General features: G+C 38.7%; 21 protein-coding genes and 4 pseudogenes. 20 read left to right on the top strand and 5 right to left on the bottom strand.

Features of this window, described 5'->3' with window-relative positions; translation table 11 throughout:
- Positions 1-5 precede the first annotated feature (5 nt).
- The 5 genes and pseudogenes from glnA (at position 6) to NSQ83_RS09570 (ending at position 6,731) form a co-directional block, all read left to right on the top strand.
- Positions 6-1,340, top strand: a complete 1,335-nt coding sequence (gene glnA / locus NSQ83_RS09550; RefSeq protein ID WP_003231737.1) for a type I glutamate--ammonia ligase — start codon at positions 6-8, stop codon at positions 1,338-1,340.
- Between the two features lie 327 nt (positions 1,341-1,667).
- Complete coding sequence (locus NSQ83_RS09555; RefSeq protein WP_174223215.1) at positions 1,668-1,961, top strand: hypothetical protein; 294 nt, start codon at positions 1,668-1,670, stop codon at positions 1,959-1,961.
- A gap of 235 nt (positions 1,962-2,196) precedes the next feature.
- Positions 2,197-2,684, top strand: a pseudogene (locus tag NSQ83_RS09560) (hypothetical protein).
- A gap of 24 nt (positions 2,685-2,708) precedes the next feature.
- Positions 2,709-3,003 (top strand): annotated as a pseudogene (locus NSQ83_RS09565) (T7SS effector LXG polymorphic toxin); the annotation flags it as partial.
- A 713-nt stretch (positions 3,004-3,716) separates the two neighbouring features.
- Positions 3,717-6,731: an NTTRR-F1 domain gene (locus NSQ83_RS09570; protein ID WP_339239186.1), complete on the top strand. Its 3,015-nt coding sequence runs from the start codon at positions 3,717-3,719 to the stop codon at positions 6,729-6,731.
- A 101-nt stretch (positions 6,732-6,832) separates the two neighbouring features.
- Here NSQ83_RS09570 and NSQ83_RS09575 read toward each other — a convergent pair whose 3' ends face one another.
- The 4 genes from NSQ83_RS09575 to NSQ83_RS09590 are packed head-to-tail and all read right to left on the bottom strand — an operon-like array spanning position 6,833 to position 10,674.
- A complete protein-coding gene (locus tag NSQ83_RS09575) occupies positions 6,833-7,504 on the bottom strand; it encodes a glycosyltransferase family protein (protein WP_198879154.1) in 672 nt (223 codons plus the stop codon).
- Complete coding sequence (locus NSQ83_RS09580) at positions 7,501-8,208, bottom strand: class I SAM-dependent methyltransferase (protein WP_071578101.1); 708 nt, start codon at positions 8,206-8,208, stop codon at positions 7,501-7,503. The genes NSQ83_RS09575 and NSQ83_RS09580 overlap by 4 nt, the downstream gene beginning before the upstream one ends.
- Positions 8,195-9,301, bottom strand: coding sequence for a glycosyltransferase (locus NSQ83_RS09585; protein WP_046663163.1), 1,107 nt, complete (start codon positions 9,299-9,301; stop codon positions 8,195-8,197). The genes NSQ83_RS09580 and NSQ83_RS09585 overlap by 14 nt, the downstream gene beginning before the upstream one ends.
- The gene (locus NSQ83_RS09590; RefSeq protein ID WP_088467671.1) at positions 9,298-10,674 is read right to left on the bottom strand and encodes a glycosyltransferase; all 1,377 of its coding nucleotides are present in this window, start codon (positions 10,672-10,674) and stop codon (positions 9,298-9,300) included. Before NSQ83_RS09590 ends, NSQ83_RS09585 begins: the two co-directional genes overlap by 4 nt.
- A 512-nt stretch (positions 10,675-11,186) precedes the next feature.
- Here NSQ83_RS09590 and NSQ83_RS09595 point away from each other — a divergent pair.
- The 12 genes and pseudogenes from NSQ83_RS09595 to xynB all read left to right on the top strand — a co-directional run bounded on the left by NSQ83_RS09595 (position 11,187) and on the right by xynB (position 20,709).
- Positions 11,187-11,342 carry a YolD-like family protein gene (locus NSQ83_RS09595; RefSeq protein ID WP_231940250.1) on the top strand — a complete coding sequence of 52 codons (156 nt, stop codon included), beginning with the start codon at positions 11,187-11,189 and terminating at the stop codon, positions 11,340-11,342.
- 513 nt (positions 11,343-11,855) lie between these two features.
- Positions 11,856-12,392: a GNAT family protein gene (locus tag NSQ83_RS09600; protein ID WP_015483262.1), complete on the top strand. Its 537-nt coding sequence runs from the start codon at positions 11,856-11,858 to the stop codon at positions 12,390-12,392.
- 78 nt (positions 12,393-12,470) lie between these two features.
- On the top strand, positions 12,471-13,373 hold the full coding sequence (locus tag NSQ83_RS09605) for a CPBP family intramembrane glutamic endopeptidase (RefSeq protein ID WP_172480892.1): 903 nt from the start codon (positions 12,471-12,473) through the stop codon (positions 13,371-13,373).
- Positions 13,374-13,461: 88 nt separating this feature from the next.
- On the top strand, positions 13,462-13,842 hold the full coding sequence (locus NSQ83_RS09610) for a UPF0715 family protein (RefSeq protein WP_029726895.1): 381 nt from the start codon (positions 13,462-13,464) through the stop codon (positions 13,840-13,842).
- Between the two features lie 543 nt (positions 13,843-14,385).
- Entirely contained in the window at positions 14,386-14,616 is a 231-nt protein-coding gene (locus NSQ83_RS09615; RefSeq protein WP_003231687.1) for a helix-turn-helix transcriptional regulator, read from the top strand.
- A complete protein-coding gene (locus NSQ83_RS09620) occupies positions 14,613-15,251 on the top strand; it encodes a DUF3885 domain-containing protein (protein WP_198879153.1) in 639 nt (212 codons plus the stop codon). The genes NSQ83_RS09615 and NSQ83_RS09620 overlap by 4 nt, the downstream gene beginning before the upstream one ends.
- A 43-nt stretch (positions 15,252-15,294) precedes the next feature.
- A complete protein-coding gene (locus NSQ83_RS09625; protein WP_198879156.1) occupies positions 15,295-15,639 on the top strand; it encodes a hypothetical protein in 345 nt (114 codons plus the stop codon).
- 38 nt (positions 15,640-15,677) lie between these two features.
- On the top strand, positions 15,678-15,947 hold the full coding sequence (locus NSQ83_RS09630) for a hypothetical protein (RefSeq protein ID WP_198879152.1): 270 nt from the start codon (positions 15,678-15,680) through the stop codon (positions 15,945-15,947).
- A gap of 110 nt (positions 15,948-16,057) precedes the next feature.
- On the top strand, positions 16,058-16,222 hold the full coding sequence (locus NSQ83_RS09635; RefSeq protein ID WP_047182651.1) for a hypothetical protein: 165 nt from the start codon (positions 16,058-16,060) through the stop codon (positions 16,220-16,222).
- Between the two features lie 139 nt (positions 16,223-16,361).
- Positions 16,362-16,820: pseudogene (locus NSQ83_RS09640) on the top strand (hypothetical protein).
- Between the two features lie 865 nt (positions 16,821-17,685).
- On the top strand, positions 17,686-19,077 hold the full coding sequence (locus tag NSQ83_RS09645) for an MFS transporter (RefSeq protein WP_198879151.1): 1,392 nt from the start codon (positions 17,686-17,688) through the stop codon (positions 19,075-19,077).
- A gap of 30 nt (positions 19,078-19,107) precedes the next feature.
- Positions 19,108-20,709, top strand: a complete 1,602-nt coding sequence (xynB, locus tag NSQ83_RS09650) for a xylan 1,4-beta-xylosidase (protein WP_198879150.1) — start codon at positions 19,108-19,110, stop codon at positions 20,707-20,709.
- Positions 20,710-20,827: 118 nt separating this feature from the next.
- On the opposite strand, the gene NSQ83_RS09655 is transcribed toward xynB, so the two are convergent.
- Positions 20,828-21,982 carry a xylose repressor gene (locus tag NSQ83_RS09655; RefSeq protein WP_198879149.1) on the bottom strand — a complete coding sequence of 385 codons (1,155 nt, stop codon included), beginning with the start codon at positions 21,980-21,982 and terminating at the stop codon, positions 20,828-20,830.
- A 248-nt stretch (positions 21,983-22,230) separates the two neighbouring features.
- On the opposite strand from NSQ83_RS09655, the gene xylA reads away from it, so the two are divergent.
- The 3 genes and pseudogenes from xylA to NSQ83_RS09670 form a co-directional block, all read left to right on the top strand.
- Entirely contained in the window at positions 22,231-23,568 is a 1,338-nt protein-coding gene (gene xylA / locus NSQ83_RS09660; protein WP_185184374.1) for a xylose isomerase, read from the top strand.
- Between the two features lie 150 nt (positions 23,569-23,718).
- Positions 23,719-25,218, top strand: a complete 1,500-nt coding sequence (gene xylB, locus NSQ83_RS09665) for a xylulokinase (RefSeq protein WP_128992900.1) — start codon at positions 23,719-23,721, stop codon at positions 25,216-25,218.
- Positions 25,219-25,322: 104 nt separating this feature from the next.
- Positions 25,323-25,488 (top strand): annotated as a pseudogene (locus NSQ83_RS09670) (glycoside hydrolase family 11 protein); the annotation flags it as partial.
- Positions 25,489-25,699: the final 211 nt, after the last annotated feature.

Here is a 25,699-nt window from a genome sequence, read left to right on the forward strand (position 1 = left end):
ACCAAATGGCAAAGTACACTAGAGAAGATATCGAAAAATTAGTAAAAGAAGAAAACGTGAAGTATATCCGTCTTCAATTTACTGACATTCTTGGAACAATCAAGAATGTTGAGATTCCTGTAAGCCAGCTTGGAAAAGCGCTTGATAATAAAGTCATGTTTGACGGTTCTTCTATTGAGGGATTCGTTCGTATCGAAGAGTCAGACATGTACCTGTATCCAGATCTAAATACATTTGTTATCTTCCCATGGACAGCTGAAAAAGGTAAAGTAGCACGTTTCATCTGTGATATTTATAATCCGGATGGCACACCTTTTGAAGGTGACCCGCGAAACAACTTAAAACGGATTCTGAAAGAAATGGAAGACCTCGGCTTCAGTGATTTTAACCTTGGGCCTGAGCCTGAATTCTTCTTATTCAAATTGGACGAAAAAGGCGAGCCAACGCTTGAACTAAACGACAAAGGCGGTTATTTCGACTTAGCTCCAACTGATTTAGGAGAAAACTGCCGCCGCGATATCGTACTTGAGCTTGAAGAGATGGGCTTTGAAATCGAAGCGTCTCACCACGAAGTAGCACCTGGTCAGCACGAAATCGATTTTAAATATGCTGGAGCAGTCCGCTCTTGTGATGACATCCAAACATTTAAACTAGTTGTTAAAACAATTGCCCGCAAACACGGCCTGCATGCGACATTTATGCCAAAACCATTGTTCGGTGTGAACGGTTCAGGTATGCACTGCAATCTATCACTCTTCAAAAATGGTGTTAACGCATTCTTTGACGAAAACGCAGATCTTCAGTTAAGTGAAACAGCGAAACACTTCATTGCAGGTATCGTGAAGCACGCAACAAGCTTTACAGCAGTAACAAACCCGACAGTAAACTCTTACAAACGTCTTGTTCCTGGCTATGAAGCACCTTGCTATGTAGCATGGAGCGCGCAAAACAGAAGCCCGCTTATCCGTATCCCGGCTTCCCGCGGCATCAGCACACGTGTTGAAGTACGCAGCGTAGACCCAGCTGCTAACCCGTACCTTGCACTTAGCGTATTGCTTGCTGCAGGATTAGACGGAATCAAAAACAAACTGGAAGCGCCGGCTCCAATCGACCGCAACATCTATGTGATGAGCAAAGAAGAGCGCATGGAAAACGGAATCGTTGACCTTCCAGCAACACTTGCGGAAGCGCTAGAAGAATTCAAATCAAACGAAGTCATGGTAAAAGCGCTGGGCGAGCACCTATTCGAACACTTCATCGAAGCAAAAGAAATCGAATGGGATATGTTCCGCACACAAGTTCATCCTTGGGAGCGCGAGCAATATATGTCTCAGTATTAATCTCTCAATCCCTTGGCACTAAAGGTGTCAGGGGATTTTTTATGTTAATAGGTAATAAATTATGGAGCGGCACTGCTAAAAAGCAGGGTCACTTTTAGTCTATGTCACTAATAATTCTATGTACTAAATTTTCAATTAGGGAAATAATTCCACGCTTAAGGAAGCAATACGCATAAATAATTCGACAAATTCTGTGATAATTCCATTGTTCAATACTTCTACCAGCAATAATAAGATGAGCAAGGTGGATGATTATCATTGACATCATAACCAAAAAAATCCATAATTACGTTGAAATCTAAATCAATTTTCAAAAAGGAGATTTCTATGAAAAAATTGACTATCTTTTCCGGGGGATTAGGAGTGGTTTTTTCTGTACTGGCTCAACTGTTTGCGGTTATAGATGACTCTTACACTTTGGGGAATTTATGGTTTTTAGGTGCTTTGGCGGGAATTATAACCATGCTTGCTTCAATCCAGACAAATAATAAACCAGTCTTCAGCATATTATTAATTGCTAGTTCAGTAATAGGTCTACTTGGAACTGGTCTTGTATACATCATACCAACACTTTTCAATATAATAATAATTTATAAATTTTCAAAAGTAAGCCAATGGTAAAATAAAGGTTCTTTTTTTATTTAGTATTTCTTTGACAAGGTCGGTAATGAATCGCAGAATGCTTATGCTTGCAACTGGTCCACACAGCTGGGGCTTCCGTGGGCATGATTATCGAACGCCATGTTTCTAGGATACCGGAATTGAAACATTTGCTGAGACATTTCGTGAAGCTGATCACCAAATGACCATTTTCATAGAGGCACGTCTAAAGAAGCTATCATAGGAGGACAATACTGTGTGGAAAGCTTTTAGTCAATTACTCAAGAAACAGAAAAATCAAAGTCCACTCGATGAGGGTTATATACAGATTCCAGAAAAGGATATAACTCAAGAATTAAAGCAAGTAATATTTGAGTTGGAGAGCCTGGGGGAAGTAGTATCGAAAAAGCTGCAGAATAAGTATGCAGGTGTTTTTGAAGCTCAGGATAAACCAAATCTCAGCATCAAAGTTTGTAGAGACATAGATGGAGATGTGCTAAATGATTTTACAGCTGAGAGAGTTTTGAAAAAGAATACCGTTCACAAATAGCAATTAATTACTATCAACCTGCAATAGTCTGTGATGAAGAATTAGACTGTTTCACAACGGATTTGTGGTATTACTACGGTGGATATAAAGGGACGGGTTGTGGAACATTATTCGATTTAAATAATAATGATTTAGAAAAAGAAATTGAAGAGACGCTAATATTTTTGCTCAATGACAAACAATTCGAGAAATAAAAAAGAAAGCCGCAAAGAGCTTTCAATCAACTGATGAAGCTAAGAAAAGCGTTTAAGAATTACTTTTCCGGGAAGGGTGCAGACAACATTAAAGCATTTTATCTTGATCATGCCGGCATTACAGATCAATGTATCGATCGGATTGACATGGAAATTGCTTTCTTAAGCATCATTTCTGCAAAACTTGTAAGTGCAAAGATGTGAAGATGCTTACATAGAAGAGTCCTTTTTAAAACATGAGCTGGCTAACGATTACACAAAATCAAAATTCATTATGTCTGAACAAAAGAAAACGATGAAAGACATTCTGAATAACATCATTGAATAAATAGCTTAAGAGGATAAAAAAGTGAATTGGTCAAAGGAATTGAAATATTTAAAAGGGCTATTAGGCTCCAAAACGTTTGCAAAAGATTTAAAAATCCAAATGAATGTTTAAGTATTTGTTTTCAGGTTTAGTGATAACTATGTCTATACTTAAAATTATATCCATTTGATAATCCAGAGAGAAAAACCTTAATGTCCCGTTTAATAGGGGAAAGAACTATGATATCTCCTAGTCACCAATATATAAGAAATGGGACAAGCAAAGATTTGTTAGGCGCAACTTTAATTAAATAAATAAAATAGCAATCTTGTGATAATAGTAGCTAATCTGTTGGTACCCTTGCCAGCAGCTTTTATAAAACGTTTTTTTGACTTTGAGTTGCTCTTTCTTAGTCTGATAAAACTTCTTCATTAGCGTCCGCTTCTCAATCTAGGATATGTGAAATCCTCAATCGCATTGCAAATTCCCGAAAAGCTTTTTCTGTCTTTAAATCAAGTCCAAACTTCATTCTCTCGGCCGTCTAAGAAGCTAATTTACTGCTTCTTCTTTTCAGGTTCCATGTACCGGTCTTTACAGTGTCTGGGAGAAAAAGTGATTCGGGGCATTCATCTTTTTTTTATTTCAGCTAGCGAAGTGAAAGACCGATGGCATTTTTCCTGCATATAATAGCTGGAACTATTCAAAAAGGCAGGGAATGAAGTTGAGTGAATGATGTGATTGTAAATGGAGGTTTTGAAACAGGCAATCTGACGGGCTGGGCTTCTGCAAATACGTCCGTTATTAATACTTTTGCCCATTCTGGAAGATATTCCGCACAGTTTTTCAGTAACCAGCCGTATGCTTTTTTAGGGCAGATCGTGCCTGTCGTTTCTGGACAATCTCTGATATTCATCGTTTCGCTTGGGAGAATTGGAAACAATTCAAGTCCCCAAGTAACTATACAAATTTTATTTGTTAACAGTGAAGGCGAAGAGATTGAAGGCGGACAGGAAATTATCATTGCTTCCGGAAATTTGCCAAATGTCTCATTTAATACATGGAATGAAATATATAGAACAATTGAAACCCCCGCTGAAGCAGTAAACGCAGTAGTGGTAATAAGCAAAACTACTTTTGGGTCTGTTCTAATTGATGATGTTTCTTTAATAGAGTCTGCTGGGGGAATTGGACCGACTGGACCAACAGGTGCAACGGGACCAACAGGTGCAACGGGAGCAACTGGAGTAACGGGAGTAACTGGTGCAACTGGAGATACAGGACCAACCGGATCAACAGGATCAACCGGAGAAACTGGAGCAACCGGACCAACAGGATCAACGGGAGTAACCGGAGCCACTGGATCAACAGGATCAACAGGAGCAACAGGAGTAACAGGATCAACCGGTCCAACAGGATCAACAGGCGCAACAGGATCAACAGGTGCAACGGGAGTAACTGGGTCAACGGGAGCAACAGGAGTAACAGGATCAACTGGACCAACCGGATCAACGGGAGCAACAGGAGAAACAGGAGAAACTGGATCAACCGGAGTAACCGGTCCAACAGGAGCTACTGGAGTAACAGGAGAAACAGGAGCTACTGGAGTAACTGGTGCAACTGGAGATACAGGACCAACCGGTCCAACCGGATCAACAGGATCAACAGGCGCAACAGGAGTAACAGGTGTAACAGGATCAACAGGATCAACCGGAGAAACAGGTCCAACAGGACCAACCGGATCAACTGGATCAACTGGAGCAACAGGATCAACGGGAGTAACCGGAGCCACTGGAGCCACTGGAGTAACAGGTGCAACAGGAGTAACCGGTCCAACAGGACCAACAGGAGAAACTGGTGCGACGGGAGTAACTGGTGCAACGGGAGTAACCGGAGCCACTGGATCAACAGGATCAACAGGAGTAACAGGATCAACCGGTCCAACAGGATCAACAGGCGCAACAGGATCAACAGGTGCAACGGGAGTAACTGGGTCAACGGGAGCAACAGGAGTAACAGGATCAACTGGACCAACCGGATCAACTGGATCAACTGGAGCAACAGGATCAACTGGATCAACAGGCGCAACAGGATCAACAGGCGCAACAGGAGTAACAGGTGTAACAGGATCAACAGGATCAACCGGAGAAACAGGTCCAACAGGACCAACCGGATCAACTGGAGCTACAGGATCAACTGGAGCCACCGGACCAACAGGATCAACGGGAGTAACAGGATCAACAGGAGTAACAGGATCAATCGGAGTAACGGGAGAAACAGGACCAACCGGTCCAACAGGAGAAACAGGAGCAACGGGAGAAACTGGAGCAACAGGATTAACAGGATCAACTGGAGAAACTGGTGCGACAGGAGAAACTGGTGCGACAGGAGAAACTGGTGCGACAGGAGAAACTGGTGCGACAGGAGAAACTGGTGCGACGGGAGTAACCGGATTAACTGGCGCAACAGGAGTAACCGGTCCAACAGGATCAACCGGAGTTACTGGAGCAATTGGAGCCACTGGCGCAACAGGATCAACTGGAGCAACGGGAGTAACCGGAGCCACTGGTGCAACAGGAGTAACAGGTGTAACAGGATCAACTGGAGTAACAGGATCAACAGGACCAACCGGTCCAACAGGAGTAACAGGAGCAACCGGAGCAACTGGCGCAACCGGATCAACCGGAGCAACGGGAGTAACAGGATCAACCGGAGCAACGGGAGTAACAGGATCAACCGGAGCAACGGGAGTAACAGGATCAACCGGAGCCACTGGATCAACCGGACCAACAGGAGCAACGGGAGTAACCGGAGCAACCGGAGCAACGGGAGAAACTGGTGCAACAGGAGTAACCGGAGCCACTGGATCAACAGGATCAACTGGAGCAACGGGAGTAACAGGAGCAACCGGAGCCACTGGATCAACCGGACCAACAGGATCAACGGGAGTAACCGGAGCAACCGGAGCAACCGGATCAACGGGAGAAACTGGTGCAACAGGAGTAACCGGAGCCACTGGATCAACCGGAGAAACTGGTGCAACAGGATTAACTGGCGCAACCGGAGCAACAGGAGTAACCGGAGCAACGGGAGTAACCGGAGCAACCGGAGTAACAGGAGTAACAGGATTAACTGGTGCAACGGGAGCAACAGGACCAACAGGACCAACCGGATCAACAGGAGTAACCGGAGAAACTGGTGCAACCGGATCAACTGGCGCAACCGGATCAACTGGCGCAACCGGAGCAACAGGAGTAACCGGAGCAACCGGAGCAACAGGAGTAACCGGAGCAACCGGAGCAACAGGTGCCACGGGAGTAACAGGACCAACCGGTTCAACCGGGGCAAATCCACAGCTGTTTTACAGTGAAATAGCAGGCCCCGTTCCGGTTGCTATTAACGGTACTGAAACGTCGATTGGTACTTTAAGTGTGCCAACAGTCGCAGGACAATTAATAAAATTAGACCTTGCCATTTCTGTAGATGTTACAACGACAGCTAACTCAAACTTTACTTTTCAAACCAGAATTTATAGAAATGGAGTATTAGTAGATACACGCTCCGTCCAAAGAAATATCAACGCTGCAATTACGTCAAGATTTCCAATTGCTACAACGTATGTAGATGCTACAACGGTCACAGGCACGACTTCTTATGAGATTAGGATAATCTTCACAACAGTAAGTAATGTGAGTGGCAGCAGCGCACTAAACCTAGATATAAATGCTATTAGGTTCCCTTAATAATAGAGAATTAAAAAATCACTTTTTAAAAAATTCAAGCATATGAAACAAGAAACCTACTTTTAAACAGTAGGTTTCTTTGTCGTGGTATTGAAACCTTATCATGTTCCGGAATATTCCTCCAAAAATTTTTTGAGGTAATAAGAATACTGGTTTGTATCAAACTCGTTGCCGCATGCATGTAAGACCCAAGGCTCTTTCTGATGAGGGATGCCCACTATATATCCTTTTTTTCTGAACTCAAAACATTGAGAAGTATCATATAAATGCCATCCGTCAAAAATATCTTTTCGCCATGGAACATCGTACTGAGTAGCTAGCAATAAACCATCCAATGCTTGAACTGTTTTCACAATTTCATCTATTTCATCAAATGATAAATAACTGTAAGTACTGCGGTATTCAATGACTTTTCCGGCTTTTTTAGAAGCCTCCCACCAAATCCCGCTTTGCGGCACTTCTTCACCTCCTATGACACCTATCATGCCAAGCTGATCATTCTGCTGAAAGACATGGAGAATATCATAAATAAAGGAACGATTGATGATAAATGTGTCCTGATGTAAATACACTTTATATTTTGAGTCAGAGTCCTCCATTGCCGCCTGGTAGCCGGACGCCATACTGTCTGCGTCTCGGATATTGATTAATTCTACCTTCATATGCGGCGGTACAGAAAGAGACTGAATATGTCTTAGACAGAGATCATAAAGGGTATCGTCATTCACGCATGTAATGAAGCTAATTGAATTTTCGTTTGTATGCTGATTCATCTTTTCTCTGCCTTTATGACATATTGATAGGCTCTGGCCTCCTCCTCAAGATCTGCATGGTGAATTCCCATGCATGATCTGACATAAGCAAGTTTGCTGATCATTTTTTCATAATAATGAGTCGTAAAAACAATAGGCTCGATTTGGCTGATCTTGTAGCCCGTTTCATGAAACATCTTTTTCATTTCCTCCAAGGTGAAAAAACGGAAGTGTGTTTTATCGAGCAGCCCTGCCTGTATATACGTCCATTTGCCGGACAGCAGACTTTCGAAAATCGAGATATGTCCGATATTCGGGATGCTTGCCAAGATACTCCCTGTTTCTTTTACATAAGGCTTGATGTTACCTAAAACTGCCCACGGGTCTATTAAGTGCTCCAGAACATCACCGAAGATAATGTGATCAAATGTGTTTTTTTGAAAAGGCAGCTTCAGTGTTTCAATGTCTCCCGTTATTACTTCGTCAATATAATGTGTTGCTTTTTCGGCAGCTGGTGGATAAGACTCGATCCCATAATAGGAGCAATTCGTTTTTTCCTTCACAGCTGCGCCAAACAAGCCTTCAGCACATCCGACTTCAAGAATGGTTTTCGCATGCGGTTCTATCAGATCAAATAGCTGCCAGTTGATGCCTTTGTAATACTCTTTATCTTTTAGCTCATACTCTTTCATAGAATCAGCAAGTGAATTTTTATTGATTTCCATGATGTTCACCCCCGGAGCCGGTCTGCATCTTTAGAATATCTTCAAAATATTTTTTGTTGGCTAGCATTCTTGAATCATGGGGACGGTATTGCAATGCCGATTCATTATGCTGATAGGCAAGCTGATGCTGGCCGAGTTTATCGTAGCAGACGGCTAATTGCAGGTGGGGAAGCCAGGTCGCGCAGGCGCGGTTTTGAAAAGCCAGGTTTTCTGCTCCTTTGTTTTCTATTGCTTTTTCATACCAATAGACCGCACTCTGAAAATCGTTTTTTTCTAAAAAAGAGTATCCCAGCCTGCAGCAGGTTTCTGCTCTAGGCGGTCCATAGACGAGCGTGTGGAGCACCCAGCTTAATTCTTTTTCCTTCAGCCCCAGTGAATGGTAGCAGTCTGCTAATTTATTGCACGCTCTGATATTATCCTCGACCCATCCCTGCTTCGTTTGTAAAAAACGTAAATAGTACTCAATCGCTTGCTCCATTTTTCCGTGATCACACAATTCGTTCGCATAGTAAAATAAATCTCTTGGAGAAAAATCCTTTCCTGACGAGGCCATTTTTTCATAAATTCGGAGGTTGCGATCTGCGTCATGACTAAGTGGCAGGTGAGAAACCGCTGCATCACTGTGGTGAAGTTTCCCATATACTTCTAGGTATTCATGAACCGCGCCGATCCATTTAAAGCTCTTTTCCCGTTTTACGAGCCGGTATCTCCTTAAGCTGGATGTGACGTTATTTTCTTCATCAAAAGCCAAATGGTATTTCATTGAGACCGCGTCTATATCCGGATCAAGCGTTCTTTTTATATCCAATAACAGCTCTTGATCTTTCTTGGTAAACACGTCGTCCGCGTCAAGCCATAAGATATAGTCGGATGTCGCCTGCTGAAACGAAAAATTTCGGGCTGCCGCAAAATCGTCAATCCATTTAAAATCAAAGATTCGGTCTGTATAGCGAGCAGCAATGTCTTTCGTCTTGTCAACTGACCCGGTATCCACAATATTGATCTCATCAGCTATCTCCTGCACAGAATCTAAGCATCGGCCAATAACAGCCTCTTCATTTTTTACAATCATGCATAAACTGATTGAAATCACATCGCCACCTCCGTTTTATTCTGTTTTTTCTTTATGGCATGGACAAACATGTAATCAATATGGGCATGTTTTGACAAGTGATCCAAAGACAAACCAAATTGCCCGGCAAGGAATTGAAGTTCTTGTAAAAAGAGCTGTATGTTTGATTCAGTATCGGAGGAATGGGAGGTGATGGATTTTATGTCATAAAGATATTCAGGAAATAGGGTATTTACGTTGCGAGGTGTGATGAAATGTGTGTACGTCGATGCACCACATAATAAAGAGAAAAATGTATCTGCATAGGCAGTATTTGGGATGCTGCAAATCAGCGAGCCAGAAGGCTTTAGATAAACGGCAAGAGTCTCAATTGTATGTCTGGGATTTTTTGAGCAGTTTAAAAGGTCACCGATCAAAATGACATCGAAAAAGGACTCAGGGTAAGGGAGGTCGCATGTTTCCACATCTGCCGAAATGACTTGTTCGTAATAGGGGCTTGCAATGGTCTGTAATAACTCATCCATTTCAATCCCATACAATAAACAGGATTGCCGGTTCAAAAGCTCTGTCCCCGCAGCTCCCGTGCCGCAACCGATATGTAAGATAGAGTCGGCTTCCGCTGGCACAAGTGCTGTCAGCTGGGGCTGGGAGTCAAAGAATGTTGTTACATCCACCTTCCATTTATCGATGAAGCGTTGCCGGTTTTCTTCATATAATTGACTGATGCTTAAATCTGGATTGCCTGTAAACGTTGCATGACCGTGATGGTGGACAAACGAATCAAGAGCGATTTTTAGCTGATACCCCGCTTGCAGTACGCGGAGGCTTAAATCATCATCCTCAAATGAACCGCCTACAAAACGTTCATCAAAATCGCCGACTTGATCCAACACCTTCTTTTTGACAAGCAGGCAAAATCCGACCAGTCTCAATACAGCTTTTGACCTGCCTCGCTGCTGCAAACAGTAAAGACGAGAAAAATCTTCAATTTCTTCAACGTTTGTGTAGTTAACGGGAACTTGCTGCGGACCGCTGACATAATTGCTTACAGGCCCGACCATGCCGATTTTATCATCCTGATAAAGCAGCTTGATCATTGGCTCCAGCCATTGATTTGTTACAACAGTATCATTGTTTAAAAAAAGAATATTGTCCCCTGAGGCAACTTCAAGACCCTGATTACAGGCTTTTGCGAAACCTTCGTTCGTTTTATTAAAAATCGCCTTAATTGAAGTTATCTGTTTGAGGTAGTCACGTGTACCGTCATGAGAGCCGTTATCTATAACAATTACTTCTATACAGTCATTATTCGTATGCTTCCATATGCTCTCCAAGCATTGTTTTGTTAAAGCTAATTGATTATAAGTTAGAACAATAATACTCGTTTTCACTATAACCTCCGCCCTTCGCCATATCATTCGGATACTATATGTATATCGTAATGTTCAGACGGAATGATTCTTTCCTGTAAAAAGGAGAATGCTGCTTAAACGTAAAAATGTGAATGGTTTTTTAAAGAAAAAGTCGATGAATTTGTTTTACTTTAGTTTTCCCTTAAGGGGATCAACAAGGTTGGGGAATTCAGGGGAATAGGGATGAGAAGTTGCCTTAACCAGTTTGTATGAAAGTTATATTTAATTCTTTCTGTATTAAATGGTGAATTAGGAGTTATATATTTAAAGGAGAATACCGATGGGGAGAAGGACGAAATATCGGTCAGATAGAAATTTTTATATAGGTTTCGTGACTTTAAAGGGATCAATTATGATTTATAGAATGTTTTTTGTAACTCAAACTAGTTGGGTACTACTTTAGAAAGAATCATCGTGTACATATAAACAATGATAATTTAATGAAATGGACATCAATGGTGTTTCCAGAACATTTAACGTAGTTTAAATAAGATTTGATTGAAGTATCAGAAATTGAAAAACCGTCCTTAGATGAGCAACATATTGAAGAGATGGATCTTCTAGTCTATGAGGCACTTGAATTTAACAAAGAATTGCTATCGAGACTATTTGAGATGCGTCGTAAATCCACAAATAAAATCTGTTTTTGAGAAATGTTTAATTCTTAAAATGGTTAATCAATTTAAGTGATTCATTTAAGTCTCTTATAAGCCGGTAAAGCTTACTGGAGGACACAAATCATAAAAATAATCCCCTCAAAATTTTTGAGGGGGAATAATACATATTTAAGAAGTGTGACCTCTACTTTCAACTTCAAATGAGCCTTTCTCAATAAAATATCCAATATTTTTACTCTGACTTTAGAAGAAGAGATCATTTGCTCCAACACAAGCCCTCCTATATTAAATATGTAATATTTTATCATATTTAAATGAATAAGGAAGATTAATGTTATCTTAAAAAACAAAAAAGCCTCCTGTTAAAATTAAGAGAAGGATAAGGGAATTATTTTTGAGAATCATATTCCATTGCTTGTTCACAGTCAGTAATCCTTGAGTTGTTCTAGTAAGAGGCAATATTGTTGAATAAGGATAGTTTTAAAGAGGTTATTGTTGTCTTCATATTGAAATAAAGATTAAGTATATTAGAGGGGAGTTGCTTTAATGCATATCACAACAAAAAGGTTATTGATACGTGAATTTGAATTCAAAGATTGGCAAGCTGTATATGAGTATACATCTGATAGTAATGTAATGAAGTATATACCTGAAGGGGTTTTTACTGAAGAAGATGCAAAGGCATTTGTAAATAAAAACAAAGGTGATAACGCTGAAAAATTCCCTGTCATACTAATAGATGAAGACTTTCTTATAGGTCATATTGTTTTTTATAAGTATTTTGGTGAACATACATACGAAATTGGGTGGGTGTTTAATCCCAATTATCAAAATAAAGGGTATGCTTCTGAGGCAGCCCAAGCTATCTTGGAATATGGATTTAAAGAAATGAACTTACATAGGATTATAGCTACGTGTCAACCTGAGAATATTCCTTCATACCGAGTTATGGAGAAGATCGGAATGAGAAGAGAAGGATTTTTTAAAAAATGTATTCCGAAAGGCAATGAATGGTGGGATGAATATTATTACGCTATTTTAGAGGAAGAGTGGAATTGTAAGAGGGGTAATGCAGGAATTTGAAACCATAACAGCTATAGAACGTATAGTGATAGTAGGGCTTATAGTGCTTAATATGAATGATGTGAGAGGGGTATCCAAATGCAAATTCATCTCACCAAAAGCGGAAAACAAGACAATCATCATAAATGGTTAGGAACTGTCTTGCTCAGTTGGGGAACATTCGTATTTGCTTTGTTTTTTGCTACTTTAGTCGGTTCAATGGCTAGCCAAGCAGGAGCTTCCAAGCTTTTGAAGCAAGGCATCCAAGCAGGTTTAGTCACATTAATAACTGTCCCGTTGCTCTACATTCTTCTTAAACGGATGTCTAGTAGACCCTTTTATTCTATAGGACTGTCTGAGTGGCGGCAAGCCATTCCGAAAGCCATAATAGGAGCAATATATGTGATTGTATTATCCGGGTCTGGTTTCGCTATCGCCCATTTATTAGGCTGGATCAAAGTTACACAATTCCACTTCTCTGTCCATTTAGTGACAGCATTGCTCTTAAATATGATTATCGCTTTCTTTTATGAAGCTTTTCCAGAGGAATTAACTTTTCGCGGGACGGTGTACTATGCTCTAAATAAGCGTTGGAACTGTTTTATGGCCTTACTCCTACAACCAATCCTGTTTGTGCTTGCACCAATAATTGTAAGTGTTTTGCAATATATAGTTGGAATTGAATCACCTGCTATCACATTAGATTACATCGTTTTATTGTTGACTTTTGGATGCATCCTTCAACTCCTGCGTATTGTAACAGGAAGCTTATGGACGTCTATCGCTTTTCATCTGGTCTTTCTCGAAAATTCTCGGTTCTTCGTCCTGCAGGGAGAGAAGCGCTTTATTACCTATGAAGAAATTGTTCCGGGAACAGGTGCGCTGTTTGTGATCTTTTTTATGTTGCTTATTGTCGGTACTCTACTCTTAATACCTGTTGCGATAACTCGCCGAAATACTAATCCATGGCGGAAGAATGAGAAATGCGACCAAGATGTTTAATTTCTGAGTAGAACAGTAGTTTTAAAGTGATTTTAAGGAGGATCTAGACAATGTTGAAGAATCATTCATTAAGAAAGAGGTTATAAACATGCAAGTTTTAAGGATCATATTTGTTCATGTCTTGTCCGCGTTATCAGCTGCTGTTGTTTATGTTTTTGGCATTGGTTATGACGGCTACATACCATACTTCCTAATAAGTGTTCTTCTCTTTATCTTTTATTTAATCTTTGCTGCACCTGTTCAATATTTCTTAAATCGCAATCCAAAAAGGTTTAACGCGAAATATTTACTCATATACATATTCTTTTCCTTCTTAGTATGGTTATTCTTCGCTTTCATTACTGATCCAAAAAACACCTTAAACTTTCTGATGGGATATGAAATATACTTGTTTAGTGTCTCATTTGCTGTAATATTTTGGATCTGGGACTCGGTTTTTCTGCAAAACATTGGGAGGGTAGCAGCGTAGCTTAAATCATCACAATCCTTTTCCTTATGCACGGTCAAAAATCCCTTTCATTTACCAAATTATGACACAACAGGGTAAAGGGAGAGAGGGATGAAAAGGGTTAATCGTTTAACTTTGGTTTGCTTAGGCTTAGTCTCAAGTTTTACTCTTCCGAATGCTGAAGCAAAGCTAACGGTGGATTAAACAAATGTAGACTTTGTTTTGATCGACCGGAATTTTGACCTCACTTGGTTATAAATTCACAATACACAATAATAAAGACTGTACTCTAAATATGAAACTTAGCAGAATAGCTCTAACTGATGGATATTATCAAGGAGCGAGAAAGAATTCACAGGAAGTTATTTGGACTACAGTGCAGCAGACCGAGTAGAAGGTGATCAGTTGGAAATAACAAAAAGTCCAGGCTGCGGCGATGTGTGGATAAAAGGTACTTATGGATTTGAACATGAAGAGCGGGATTATTAAATTCAGCGAGGTCAAGGATCCATTATAAACTTAATGATCATTTTAAGTGATCAAAAATAACTAAAAGGTGAGAATATGATTAAATCAAAGTTAAAAACGATTATAGACCAAAGAAAGATCAGTATCCGGAAACTTTCCAGAGATATTGATCATGAGTATCCAACTGTCAGAAAGCTATATAATAACGAAATGGAGCGGTATCCGAGAGAGCTGTTTGATAAAGTCTGGCCCTATCAAAACATCGAACTGCATGAGTTGTTGATATTCCAAAAAGATCATATTCCTAAAGTGAGAATGTCTAAATGAAGATAATGGAGTATATGGAGGAAAGGTTTCAAAACCTCGAATTTATTCCTAGCATCTATAATCAATGGGGCATAGGAATCCATTTTTGTCTTGGGGAAAATATCTATGAACTCAAAGAGAAAGAAGAATTGAATCTTAAGAGGTTCCAAGTTGTATATGAGCAAATAACAATCATTTTTAATGAATTATTTAAACAAAACGATGACATATTCCTTGTGACGAATATGTATAAGCACAAGAAAGAGAAATGTATAAGAAAATTAAAGGTCTATCAACCGTTTCTAAAGTGTAAAAATCATTTGAATCAAATTCTGGTGAAGACATATCCCTACCCTTTCGAAATCAATAAAGCTGAAGAATACGAGATGCAACAATTTTCCTTGTTATGCAAACCTCGAGACTTACGTGTAACTGAATTACTTAAAGCAGCCAGTAATGAAGATTTTCCATTGAAACCGAAATTCGGAGGCTATTCTATTGATTACCCTGATGTTTTCTTTGTGAACATTACAAAAAACATTATTTTCTTTATCTATGATGACCGTGGATGTGAAGTCATAGCTCTTGATTTCAAACGAATACGTCCACTTTATGAAAAATATCACGACTGGGTAGAAGAGTATAAGTGCATGTAATACTCTTTTATAAAACGATTTATATCAGGAAAGGCAGAATTAGATTATTGAGAGATCTGCATTTTTATTAGTACTTGATGAAAGATTAGTGGATTTTGATGCTCAAGGTGGAAACCATATTAGTGTTTATTTAGTTACTCACTTTGAGTTATCTGATCAGTCGTATAAAGATGTATTAAGCTTTAATGATGATCTTTTGGGTATGAAGCATAATTGTTCGTATGCAATGGATATTCTAAGCGTTAAAGAGGAATTTGATTTCGATTTCCCATTTAATATGCTTGCAATAAAAAGCTACGTACAAGAATTAATAAAAATGTTAGGGATTGATATAACTCTGCCTGAAATGAAAGAAAGAGATTTTGACAACTTTCTCAAGACTAAATAAAACTACGATTTTAAAGAGAACGGAGACTTGCTTTCAATATGAATGTTAGAAAAGCTGCAGCTATTTTTTCAATCACGATTCCAATTATCTCAGCTATCTTAATTATTAATTTTTTTACGGGAGTTATGTCAATTCCATGGCAAGGAATGCCGGTGTTTTTTCCATTATTACTTTCTCCTATAGGAATCATTTTAGCGTTCGTTTCAATAAAGACAAATAAACGGTGTGCAGTATATGGGATTGTCTTAAATGCAATTATGTTTCCATTTCCTTTTTTCTGGTTTATCGGAGGGGCTTTGTTTTTTTGAGTTTAAAATCCATTAGGCATTACGCTTATACATTGGTATTTTCGAACTTGTCAAAAGAAGGAATTTCAGAATTGCTTGGCTTTACTTTATGTTGAAAGGGGTCGAGTAAGGTGGATAGGAAAAAGGATGAAATACAAAGAAAATATAGGGAACAAATGAGGGAGAAGAAAGAACAAGAAAAAGAAGATGGCAGTTCACATACTTTTGAAATTGTTGTTGTGCTAGCCATTATCATTTTGATGTTTTTCTTTAATTCAGTTTTCAAGGCTTTTTAGATATTGTACAGATGACTTTCAGGATGTTTGAAAAAATAACCCTTTGAGATATATACCACATGAAAGTATTGAAGGACTTATGAAAATTCAAGAGCCAGTTGAATCTTAATAATTAATCACCAAATAATGGGGATGAAAAATGAAATTGTATAATGAATTTATCAATATAGCTAAAACGTTTAATAAAGAGTTAGACATAATTCCATTATTATATGGATCTTTAGGTCTTGAAAAGGTAACTGGGTTAGACTTTTCTCCAGAAGATATTGATCTCCTTATTCCTTTAATTTTTTTAGAGGAAAAGTGGGAAAAACTAAAAAAGTGATGGAACTGCATGGATACAAAATGGTTGATTTACATGAGCATGAATTTAAGAAAACTAATACAAAAATAGGCATTGCTTACATTGAGGATTTAAAACCATTTGCAGATGTAGACTAAGGTTTTTGAAGATGGCGGAGCGAAATATCATTTGCTAACGATTGATGATTACCTCAAGATTTATAAAAAGTCTTTATTAGATGGTTATAGAAGAAGGAAGAAGAATCATAAAGACCAAAGTAAAATTAACATATTGAATAAATTAATACGAAATTAATTTCTGTATTCTCTTTTGGTTTCCAGTCTCAATTAAAATTTTTAAGATTAAAATAAGTTTGAAAGGATAAATCATAGTGTTTAACATAGCCATTAATCCTCAGACAGTCAAATAGCCATTTCTACTCCGGTTAAAAGCTTCTCAATTTTTGCTTCTTATTTATCTTTCCTGTATTGATATATGTATGTAGGGTTGGACTTATAACATAAACTATTCTGCCATTCCTGTTCTTTCAATTCATGATCGGGCTTGCCATCAGCATAAATCTAGGCTAACAGTCTCCATACATCCTGTGATCACCTTTATCAAACTCTTAAATGCAACTTACCACTAACCAATTCCTTATTTCGCATAGATCATCTTTGTCATGTGTTTACACAAGAATCTGTTTTGGACTAATCGTCGTTAACTGATACATGACATTCGCAAATATTTGAGACACTGAATATAACGAAACAGTCAAAAATCAATATTTAATTCATTCTGTTTAAACTTTCTGAAAAAGATGTTGAAAAAGTTGAAAGGATTTTATAATATTAAAACAAGTTAGTTTGTTTGATCAACAAACTAATAAGATGAACTTTCATTATCCACAAGATAAGGTCTTACTGAATATGGATGGAAGGGGGATAAGAGGATCGATTTAATGGAGCTAAACAATATAAGAAACGAAAGAATGAGGCTTTTATCCTTTTCCAGGTATATAAGGTATGACCAAAAAAGATGAATTTTCTGCTTGCTGATCACCATATTTTTTTGCATTGTTTTGAAAGCGCTTTTATAAAAGTTTACTGACCGTAAATTCGAGAAATTGTTATACCGTTTCACACTGTTCCATATTAAAGGATCGAAAAGGGGAGAAATCATGCTCAGTGAAAATGTAAAGAAGATTAGCATGGTTGAAAAAGTTGGATATGCGTCTGGAGATTTTGCTTGTAATTTAATTTATGCAACAGTGTCTACGTATCTTTTGTTCTTCTATACAGATGTTTTTGGTTTATCGGCAGCAGCAGCCGGTACTATGTTTTTAGTGGTTAGAATAATCGACGCTCTCGCTGATCCTTTTATCGGAACAATAGTTGACAGAACGAACAGCAGATTTGGACGCTTTAGACCGTATCTTTTATTCGGAGCTTTTCCATTTGTCATACTGGCAATACTCTGTTTTACAACCCCAGACTTTTCGGATATGGGGAAATTAGTATATGCCTATATAACCTATGTTGGCTTGTCGCTTACATACACAACGATAAACGTTCCATATGGCGCGTTAACTTCTGCAATGACTAGAAATAATCAAGAAGTTGTTAGTATAACTTCTGTTCGCATGTTATTTGCGAATCTTGGGGGACTTGTCGTTGCATTTTTTGTTCCCTTACTGGCTGCTTATTTAAGCGATACTTCCGGCAACGAGTCTCTTGGCTGGCAACTAACCATGGGTATTTTGGGAATGATAGGCGGGTGCCTTTTAATCTTTTGTTTTAAAACCACAAAAGAGCGGGTCACTCTTCAAAAATCCGAAGAAAAAATTAAATTTACGGATATATTTGAGCAGTTTCGTGTTAATCGTCCACTTGTTGTATTAAGTATTTTCTTTATTATTATTTTTGGAGTGAATTCCATCAGTAATTCGGTTGGCATTTATTACGTAACGTATAACGTAGAAAGAGAGGATTTGGTGAAGTGGTACGGTTTGATAGGAAGTTTGCCCGCTTTGGTCATTTTACCGTTTATTCCAAGGCTTCATCAATTTTTGGGGAAAAAGAAATTACTAAACTATGCATTATTACTGAATATTATCGGCCTCTTAGCTTTACTGTTTGTTCCGCCAAGTAATGTTTACCTCATACTTTTCTGTCGATTAATCGCTGCTGCTGGAAGTCTCACTGCCGGGGGATATATGTGGGCGCTTATTCCTGAAACAATAGAATATGGAGAGTACAGGACTGGGAAAAGAATGGGTGGGCTCATTTACGCTATAATCGGATTTTTCTTTAAGTTTGGTATGGCCTTAGGAGGAGTTGTTCCGGGTCTGGTTCTTGATAAGTTTGGATATGTAGCAAATCAGGCACAAACCCCGACGGCATTAATGGGGATTTTAATTACAACAACCATTATTCCCGTGTTCTTGCTTGTTCTAGCTTTAATTGATATTAATTTCTATAACTTAGATGAGAAAAAATATAAAAACATGGTTCGAGAATTAGAGAATAGAGACAAAGTTTATTTGGATCATATTGATGATTTCAAGGCTTAAAAAAGAAAATAAACTGAGGAGGAGTCCCAAATGAAGATTACCAATCCAGTACTCAAAGGATTCAATCCCGATCCAAGTATTTGTAGGGCAGGAGAGGATTATTATATCGCTGTATCTACATTTGAGTGGTTTCCGGGAGTCCAGATACACCACTCAAAAGATTTAGTAAATTGGCACTTAGTTGCACATCCATTACAGAGAGTTTCACAATTAGACATGAAAGGAAATCCAAATTCAGGTGGGGTTTGGGCACCATGTTTAAGCTATAGTGATGGGAAGTTTTGGCTGATCTATACGGATGTTAAGGTAGTAGATGGCGCATGGAAAGATTGTCACAATTATTTAGTTACTTGTGAAACGATTAATGGTGATTGGAGTGAGCCGATTACATTAAATAGCTCGGGGTTTGATGCTTCTTTGTTCCATGATACGGATGGAAAAAAGTATTTATTAAATATGTTATGGGATCACCGTATTGATCGGCACTCATTTGGAGGAATTGTTATACAGGAATATTCTGATAAAGAGCAAAAATTAATCGGTAAACCAAAAGTTATATTTGAAGGAACGGATAGAAAACTGACAGAAGCTCCGCACCTTTATCATATCGGGAACTATTATTATTTATTAACTGCAGAAGGAGGAACACGGTACGAACATGCTGCTACAATTGCCCGTTCTGCAAATATTGAGGGGCCATATGAAGTTCATCCCGATAATCCAATCTTAACGTCATGGCATGACCCAAGAAATCCATTGCAAAAATGCGGTCATGCCTCCATTGTTCAAACACATACAGATGAGTGGTATTTAGCTCATTTAACGGGACGTCCTATTCATCCTGACGATGATTCAATTTTTCAGCAGAGAGGATACTGTCCTTTGGGCAGAGAAACAGCTATTCAAAAACTTTACTGGAAAGATGAATGGCCCTATGTAGTAGGTGGAAAAGAAGGAAGCTTGGAGGTAGATGCACCTTCTATACCCGAAACAATATTTGAAGCAACGTACCCGGAAGTTGATGAATTTGAGGATTCAACATTAAATATAAATTTTCAAACTTTAAGGATTCCATTCACGAATGAATTAGGTTCATTGACTCAAGCGCCAAATCATTTACGATTATTCGGTCATGAATCTTTGACCTCGACATTTACTCAGGCATTTGTAGCCAGACGCTGGCAAAGTCTCCATTTTGAAGCCGAAACTGCTGTTGAGTTTTATCCGGAAAATTTTCAACAAGCCGCTGGATTGGTGAATTACTACAATACAGAGAACTGGACGGCTCTTCAAGTCACGCATGATGAAGAACTTGGCCGCATTCTTGAATTAACAATATGTGACAACTTTTCTTTTTCACAGCCATTAAATAATAAAATTGTTATTCCTCGTGAAGTAAAGTATGTATATTTAAGAGTAAATATTGAAAAAGACAAATATTATTATTTCTATTCTTTTAACAAAGAAGATTGGCACAAAATTGACATAGCACTGGAATCGAAAAAATTATCAGATGATTACATCCGTGGGGGAGGATTCTTCACAGGGGCCTTTGTAGGGATGCAATGCCAAGATACCAGTGGTAATCATATTCCGGCCGACTTTAGATATTTTCGTTATAAAGAAAAATAATTTGCACATGAAAAAGGAGATTTCTATTTTAGAACTCCTTTTTCATATGAGAAGGTGCCTATGTCACTATTGAATAAAAAAGCTCATCTTTAAAGATGAGCTGTACATTCCATAAAAATTACATTGTAACCATGTCCAGAAAATGATCAATCACAATGGAGGACATTCCTAATGCCGGCGCATTCTGTCCTAAGGAAGATGGCAATAATTCATAGCTATTGCCTAATTGGGAATAAACCCTTGACGATACTTCACTTCTCATTGAATTTAAAACCATAGGATGCGATTCAATTATGCTATTTCTTAAAATTACGGCCTGTGGGTTGAAAGTATTCAAAATATTGGTAAGGCCTATTCCTAAATAGAATCCAAAATTCTGTAATGCGTTTAAGGTTCCGATATCATTCAGATGGGCGAGGTCTATGATATCTTGATAGGACAGTTTTTTCTCTTTGGTCTGAAGAGATTTTAATAAAGCCTTCTCTGAAGCATACAATTCCCAGCAGCCTCGGTTTCCGCAACTGCATTTAGGACCATTAAAGTCTATTGTCATATGTCCCATTTCTCCAGAGAAGCCGCTTACTCCTCTATATAAATGATTGTTGATAATAACACCGATCCCTATCCCTGTGCTGATACTTACGTAAATAATGTTATCGTGATTTTTTGCAGCTCCAAATACTTTCTCTCCATATGCGCCAGCGTTTGCCTCATTTTCAATAAAAACAGGCACATTGTACTTCTCTTGTATCGAAGATTTTAAGTCAATATCTCTCCAGTTGGAGTTCGGAGTGAAAACAATTTTTTGATCTTTATCAATGAGTCCAGGCACGCAAATACCTATACCAATAAGCCCGTACGGAGATTGGGGCATATGCGTAATAAAGTGATGAATCATATCAATCAGAATGTCTTGCGTTATTTCTGGAGAATTGGATTCCAAATGGCGGTATTGATCAAGAACGATCGTTCCTTCAAGGTCTGTTAAAATGCCATTGATATAATCCACACCAACATCTATTCCAACGGAGTATCCTGCCTTTTTATTAAAAACAAGCATGACAGGTCTTCTTCCGCCACTTGATTGTCCTTGACCTATTTCAAATACCAGATTTTCTTTCATTAACGTGTTTACCTGTGATGAAACAGTTGATTTATTTAATCCAGTCATTTCAGATAATTTTGCTCTTGAAATAGGTGAATTTTTAAGAATTTCTTTTAATAATAACTTTTGATTTACTTTTTTGACAAAGGTTTGATCAGCGATATCCACTTCATCCACTCCATTTGTTTAATCTTTAAATTAAGTATGAACATAGTACATAGCGAATCTTCCCTTTATTATATCTAATGTGTTCATAAAAAACTAAAAAAAATATTGAAAATACTGATGAGGTTATATAAGATGAAAATAAGTTAGTTTGTTTAAACAACAAACTAATAGGTAACTTACAATATGAAATAAAATGCATTTGTATTTGAATGATCATGTTTTGAATTTATTTTTAAGGGGGAAATCACATGGCTCAATCTCATTCCAGTTCAACCAACTATTTTGGAAGCGCAAACAAAGTGGTTTACGAAGGGAAAGATTCGACTAATCCTTTAGCATTTAAATATTATAATCCTCAAGAAGTAATCGGCGGAAAAACGATGAAAGAGCATTTGCGATTTTCTATTGCCTATTGGCATACATTTACTGCTGATGGTACAGACGTTTTTGGAGCAGCTACGATGCAAAGACCATGGGATCACTATAAAGGCATGGATCTAGCGAAGATGAGAGTAGAAGCAGCATTTGAGATGTTTGAAAAACTAGATGCACCATTCTTTGCTTTTCATGACCGGGATATTGCACCAGAAGGCAGTACGCTAAAAGAGACAAACCAAAATTTAGATATGATCGTGGGCATGATTAAAGATTACATGAGAAATAGCGGCGTTAAGCTATTATGGAATACCGCAAACATGTTTACGAATCCCCGTTTCGTCCATGGTGCCGCGACTTCTTGCAATGCAGATGTGTTTGCGTATGCTGCAGCACAAGTGAAAAAAGGGTTAGAAACAGCAAAAGAGCTTGGCGCTGAGAACTATGTATTTTGGGGCGGCCGTGAAGGATATGAAACATTGTTAAATACCGATTTAAAATTTGAGCTTGATAATTTGGCTAGATTTATGCATATGGCAGTGGATTATGCGAAGGAAATCGGGTACACAGGGCAGTTTTTGATTGAGCCAAAACCAAAAGAGCCGACCACCCATCAATACGATACAGATGCAGCAACAACCATTGCCTTTTTGAAACAATATGGCTTAGACAATCATTTTAAATTAAATCTTGAAGCCAATCATGCCACATTAGCTGGGCATACATTCGAACATGAATTGCGCATGGCAAGAGTACATGGTCTGCTTGGCTCTGTTGACGCAAACCAGGGTCATCCTCTTTTAGGCTGGGACACGGATGAATTTCCGACGGATTTATATTCTACGACATTAGCAATGTACGAAATCCTGCAAAATGGCGGCTTAGGAAGCGGCGGATTAAACTTTGACGCGAAGGTCAGAAGATCTTCTTTTGAGCCTGATGATCTAATATATGCCCATATTGCAGGGATGGATGCATTTGCAAGAGGATTGAAAGTTGCCCACAAATTAATCGAAGATCGTGTGTTTGAAGATGTGATTCAACATCGTTACCGCAGCTTTACTGAAGGGATTGGTCTTGAAATTATAGAAGGAAGAGCTAATTTCCACACACTTGAGCAATATGCGCTAAATCATAAATCAATTAAAAACGAATCTGGAAGACAGGAAAAATTAAAAGCGATATTGAACCAATACATTTTGGAAGTATAACAGGATAAGCTCCAGATCCTGCTATCAATACCAAGTCACTGAATTACCCGTCATGATTCCTTTCCTATTGCTTGTTGTTATGACGGGTAACTTCTATAATTAGGATTTATTTAGAGTGAATGGTTTTTTAAAAGGGCAAGGAGTGAAAAAATGAAGTATGTCATTGGAATAGATCTTGGAACGAGTGCTGTTAAAACCATTTTAGTTAACCAAAACGGCAAGGTTTGTGCAGAAACGTCCAAAAGGTATCCGCTCATCCAAGAGAAGGCGGGATATAGTGAGCAAAATCCTGAAGACTGGGTGCAGCAAACAATTGAAGCATTGGCTGAATTGGTTTCTATATCCAATGTTCAAGCCAAGGATATTGACGGGATAAGCTATTCGGGACAAATGCATGGATTAGTACTGCTTGACCAAGATCGTCAGGTGTTACGTAATGCAATTCTTTGGAATGATACCAGAACAACGCCTCAATGTATAAGGATGACCGAGAAATTTGGCGATCATCTTCTTGACATCACAAAAAACCGTGTTTTAGAAGGGTTTACATTACCTAAAATGTTATGGGTAAAGGAACATGAACCTGAACTTTTTAAAAAAACTGCTGTGTTTTTGCTTCCGAAAGACTATGTGCGATTCCGTATGACCGGTGCCATTCACACGGAATACTCCGATGCAGCAGGAACTTTACTTTTACATATTACTCGCAAGAAGTGGAGCAATGATATTTGCAATCAAATTGGTATTTCTGCAGATATTTGTCCTCCGCTTGTTGAATCTCATGATTGTGTAGGGTCGCTGCTTCCGCACGTTGCCGCGAAGACCGGGCTATTAGAAAAAACAAAAGTGTACGCTGGGGGAGCAGATAATGCTTGCGGCGCTATTGGAGCAGGTATCCTTTCTTCTGGAAAAACTTTATGCAGTATTGGGACGTCAGGGGTCATACTTTCCTACGAAGAAGAAAAAGAAAGAGACTTTAAAGGGAAAGTCCACTTTTTTAATCATGGAAAAAAGGATTCTTTTTATACGATGGGCGTCACGCTCGCTGCAGGCTACAGCTTGGACTGGTTTAAAAAAACGTTTGCACCAAACGAATCGTTTGAGCAATTATTGCAGGGGGTGGAAGCTATTCCGATAGGAGCCAATGGACTGCTATACACTCCTTATTTGGTTGGTGAAAGAACGCCGCATGCTGATTCTTCTATTCGGGGAAGCTTGATCGGAATGGATGGAGCCCATAATAGAAAGCATTTTTTGAGGGCAATAATGGAAGGTATCACATTCTCTTTACATGAATCAATTGAGCTATTCCGCGAAGCGGGAAAATCAGTTCATACTGTTGTTTCTATTGGTGGGGGAGCTAAAAATGATACGTGGCTGCAAATGCAAGCTGATATTTTCAATACGAGGGTAATTAAGTTAGAAAATGAACAAGGGCCAGCTATGGGGGCTGCAATGCTGGCTGCCTTTGGAAGCGGATGGTTTGAATCCCTTGAAGAATGTGCAGAGCAGTTCATTCGTGAGGCTGCTGCATTTTATCCAAAGGCGCAAAATGTTCAAAAATATAAAACACTATTTGATTTGTATAAGAACATTTATACTCACACAAAGGATCTCAATCAAGCTTTGAAGAGCTTTCGAAAAAACTAATGATGTTATTGTCTGGAGATCAACCGAAGAACAATTAATGATCAATCATCATCAAAGGCCTTTGATGACATGGCTGCCTTCTTTTGAAAAGATGGTGAGAATAAGGTATCGCAACCTTTAAACAGTATTGGAGTGTCCAGCAGACAAAACGAACGAGCGGAACCGTATTCTGTCAGCGAACACTTCAAGAAGTGAGAAAGCTTAGGAATGCCAATGGGTAAGATATATGAAACTGCGCTAACGACGGTAGAGGGATCTCTTGATTTATGATGAAATAGGAAGGATGTTTACACACAAATAACCCCCTCACATTGACGTGAAGGGGTGTTTTTTATTGTTACTATACAGCGGGAATTTTACAGGCTAGTTGCATGATTTTAGCTTGATAAGCAGAATGGAAACTAGACACGCCATCATCTCTTTCTAATTCTTTGGAAACTGCATTCTGCTAGGTTTGCTGCTTTTTTTAACAAACAGTGTT

The organism is Bacillus sp. PS217 (assembly GCF_037963535.1).
GTDB lineage: Bacteria > Bacillota > Bacilli > Bacillales > Bacillaceae > Bacillus > Bacillus subtilis.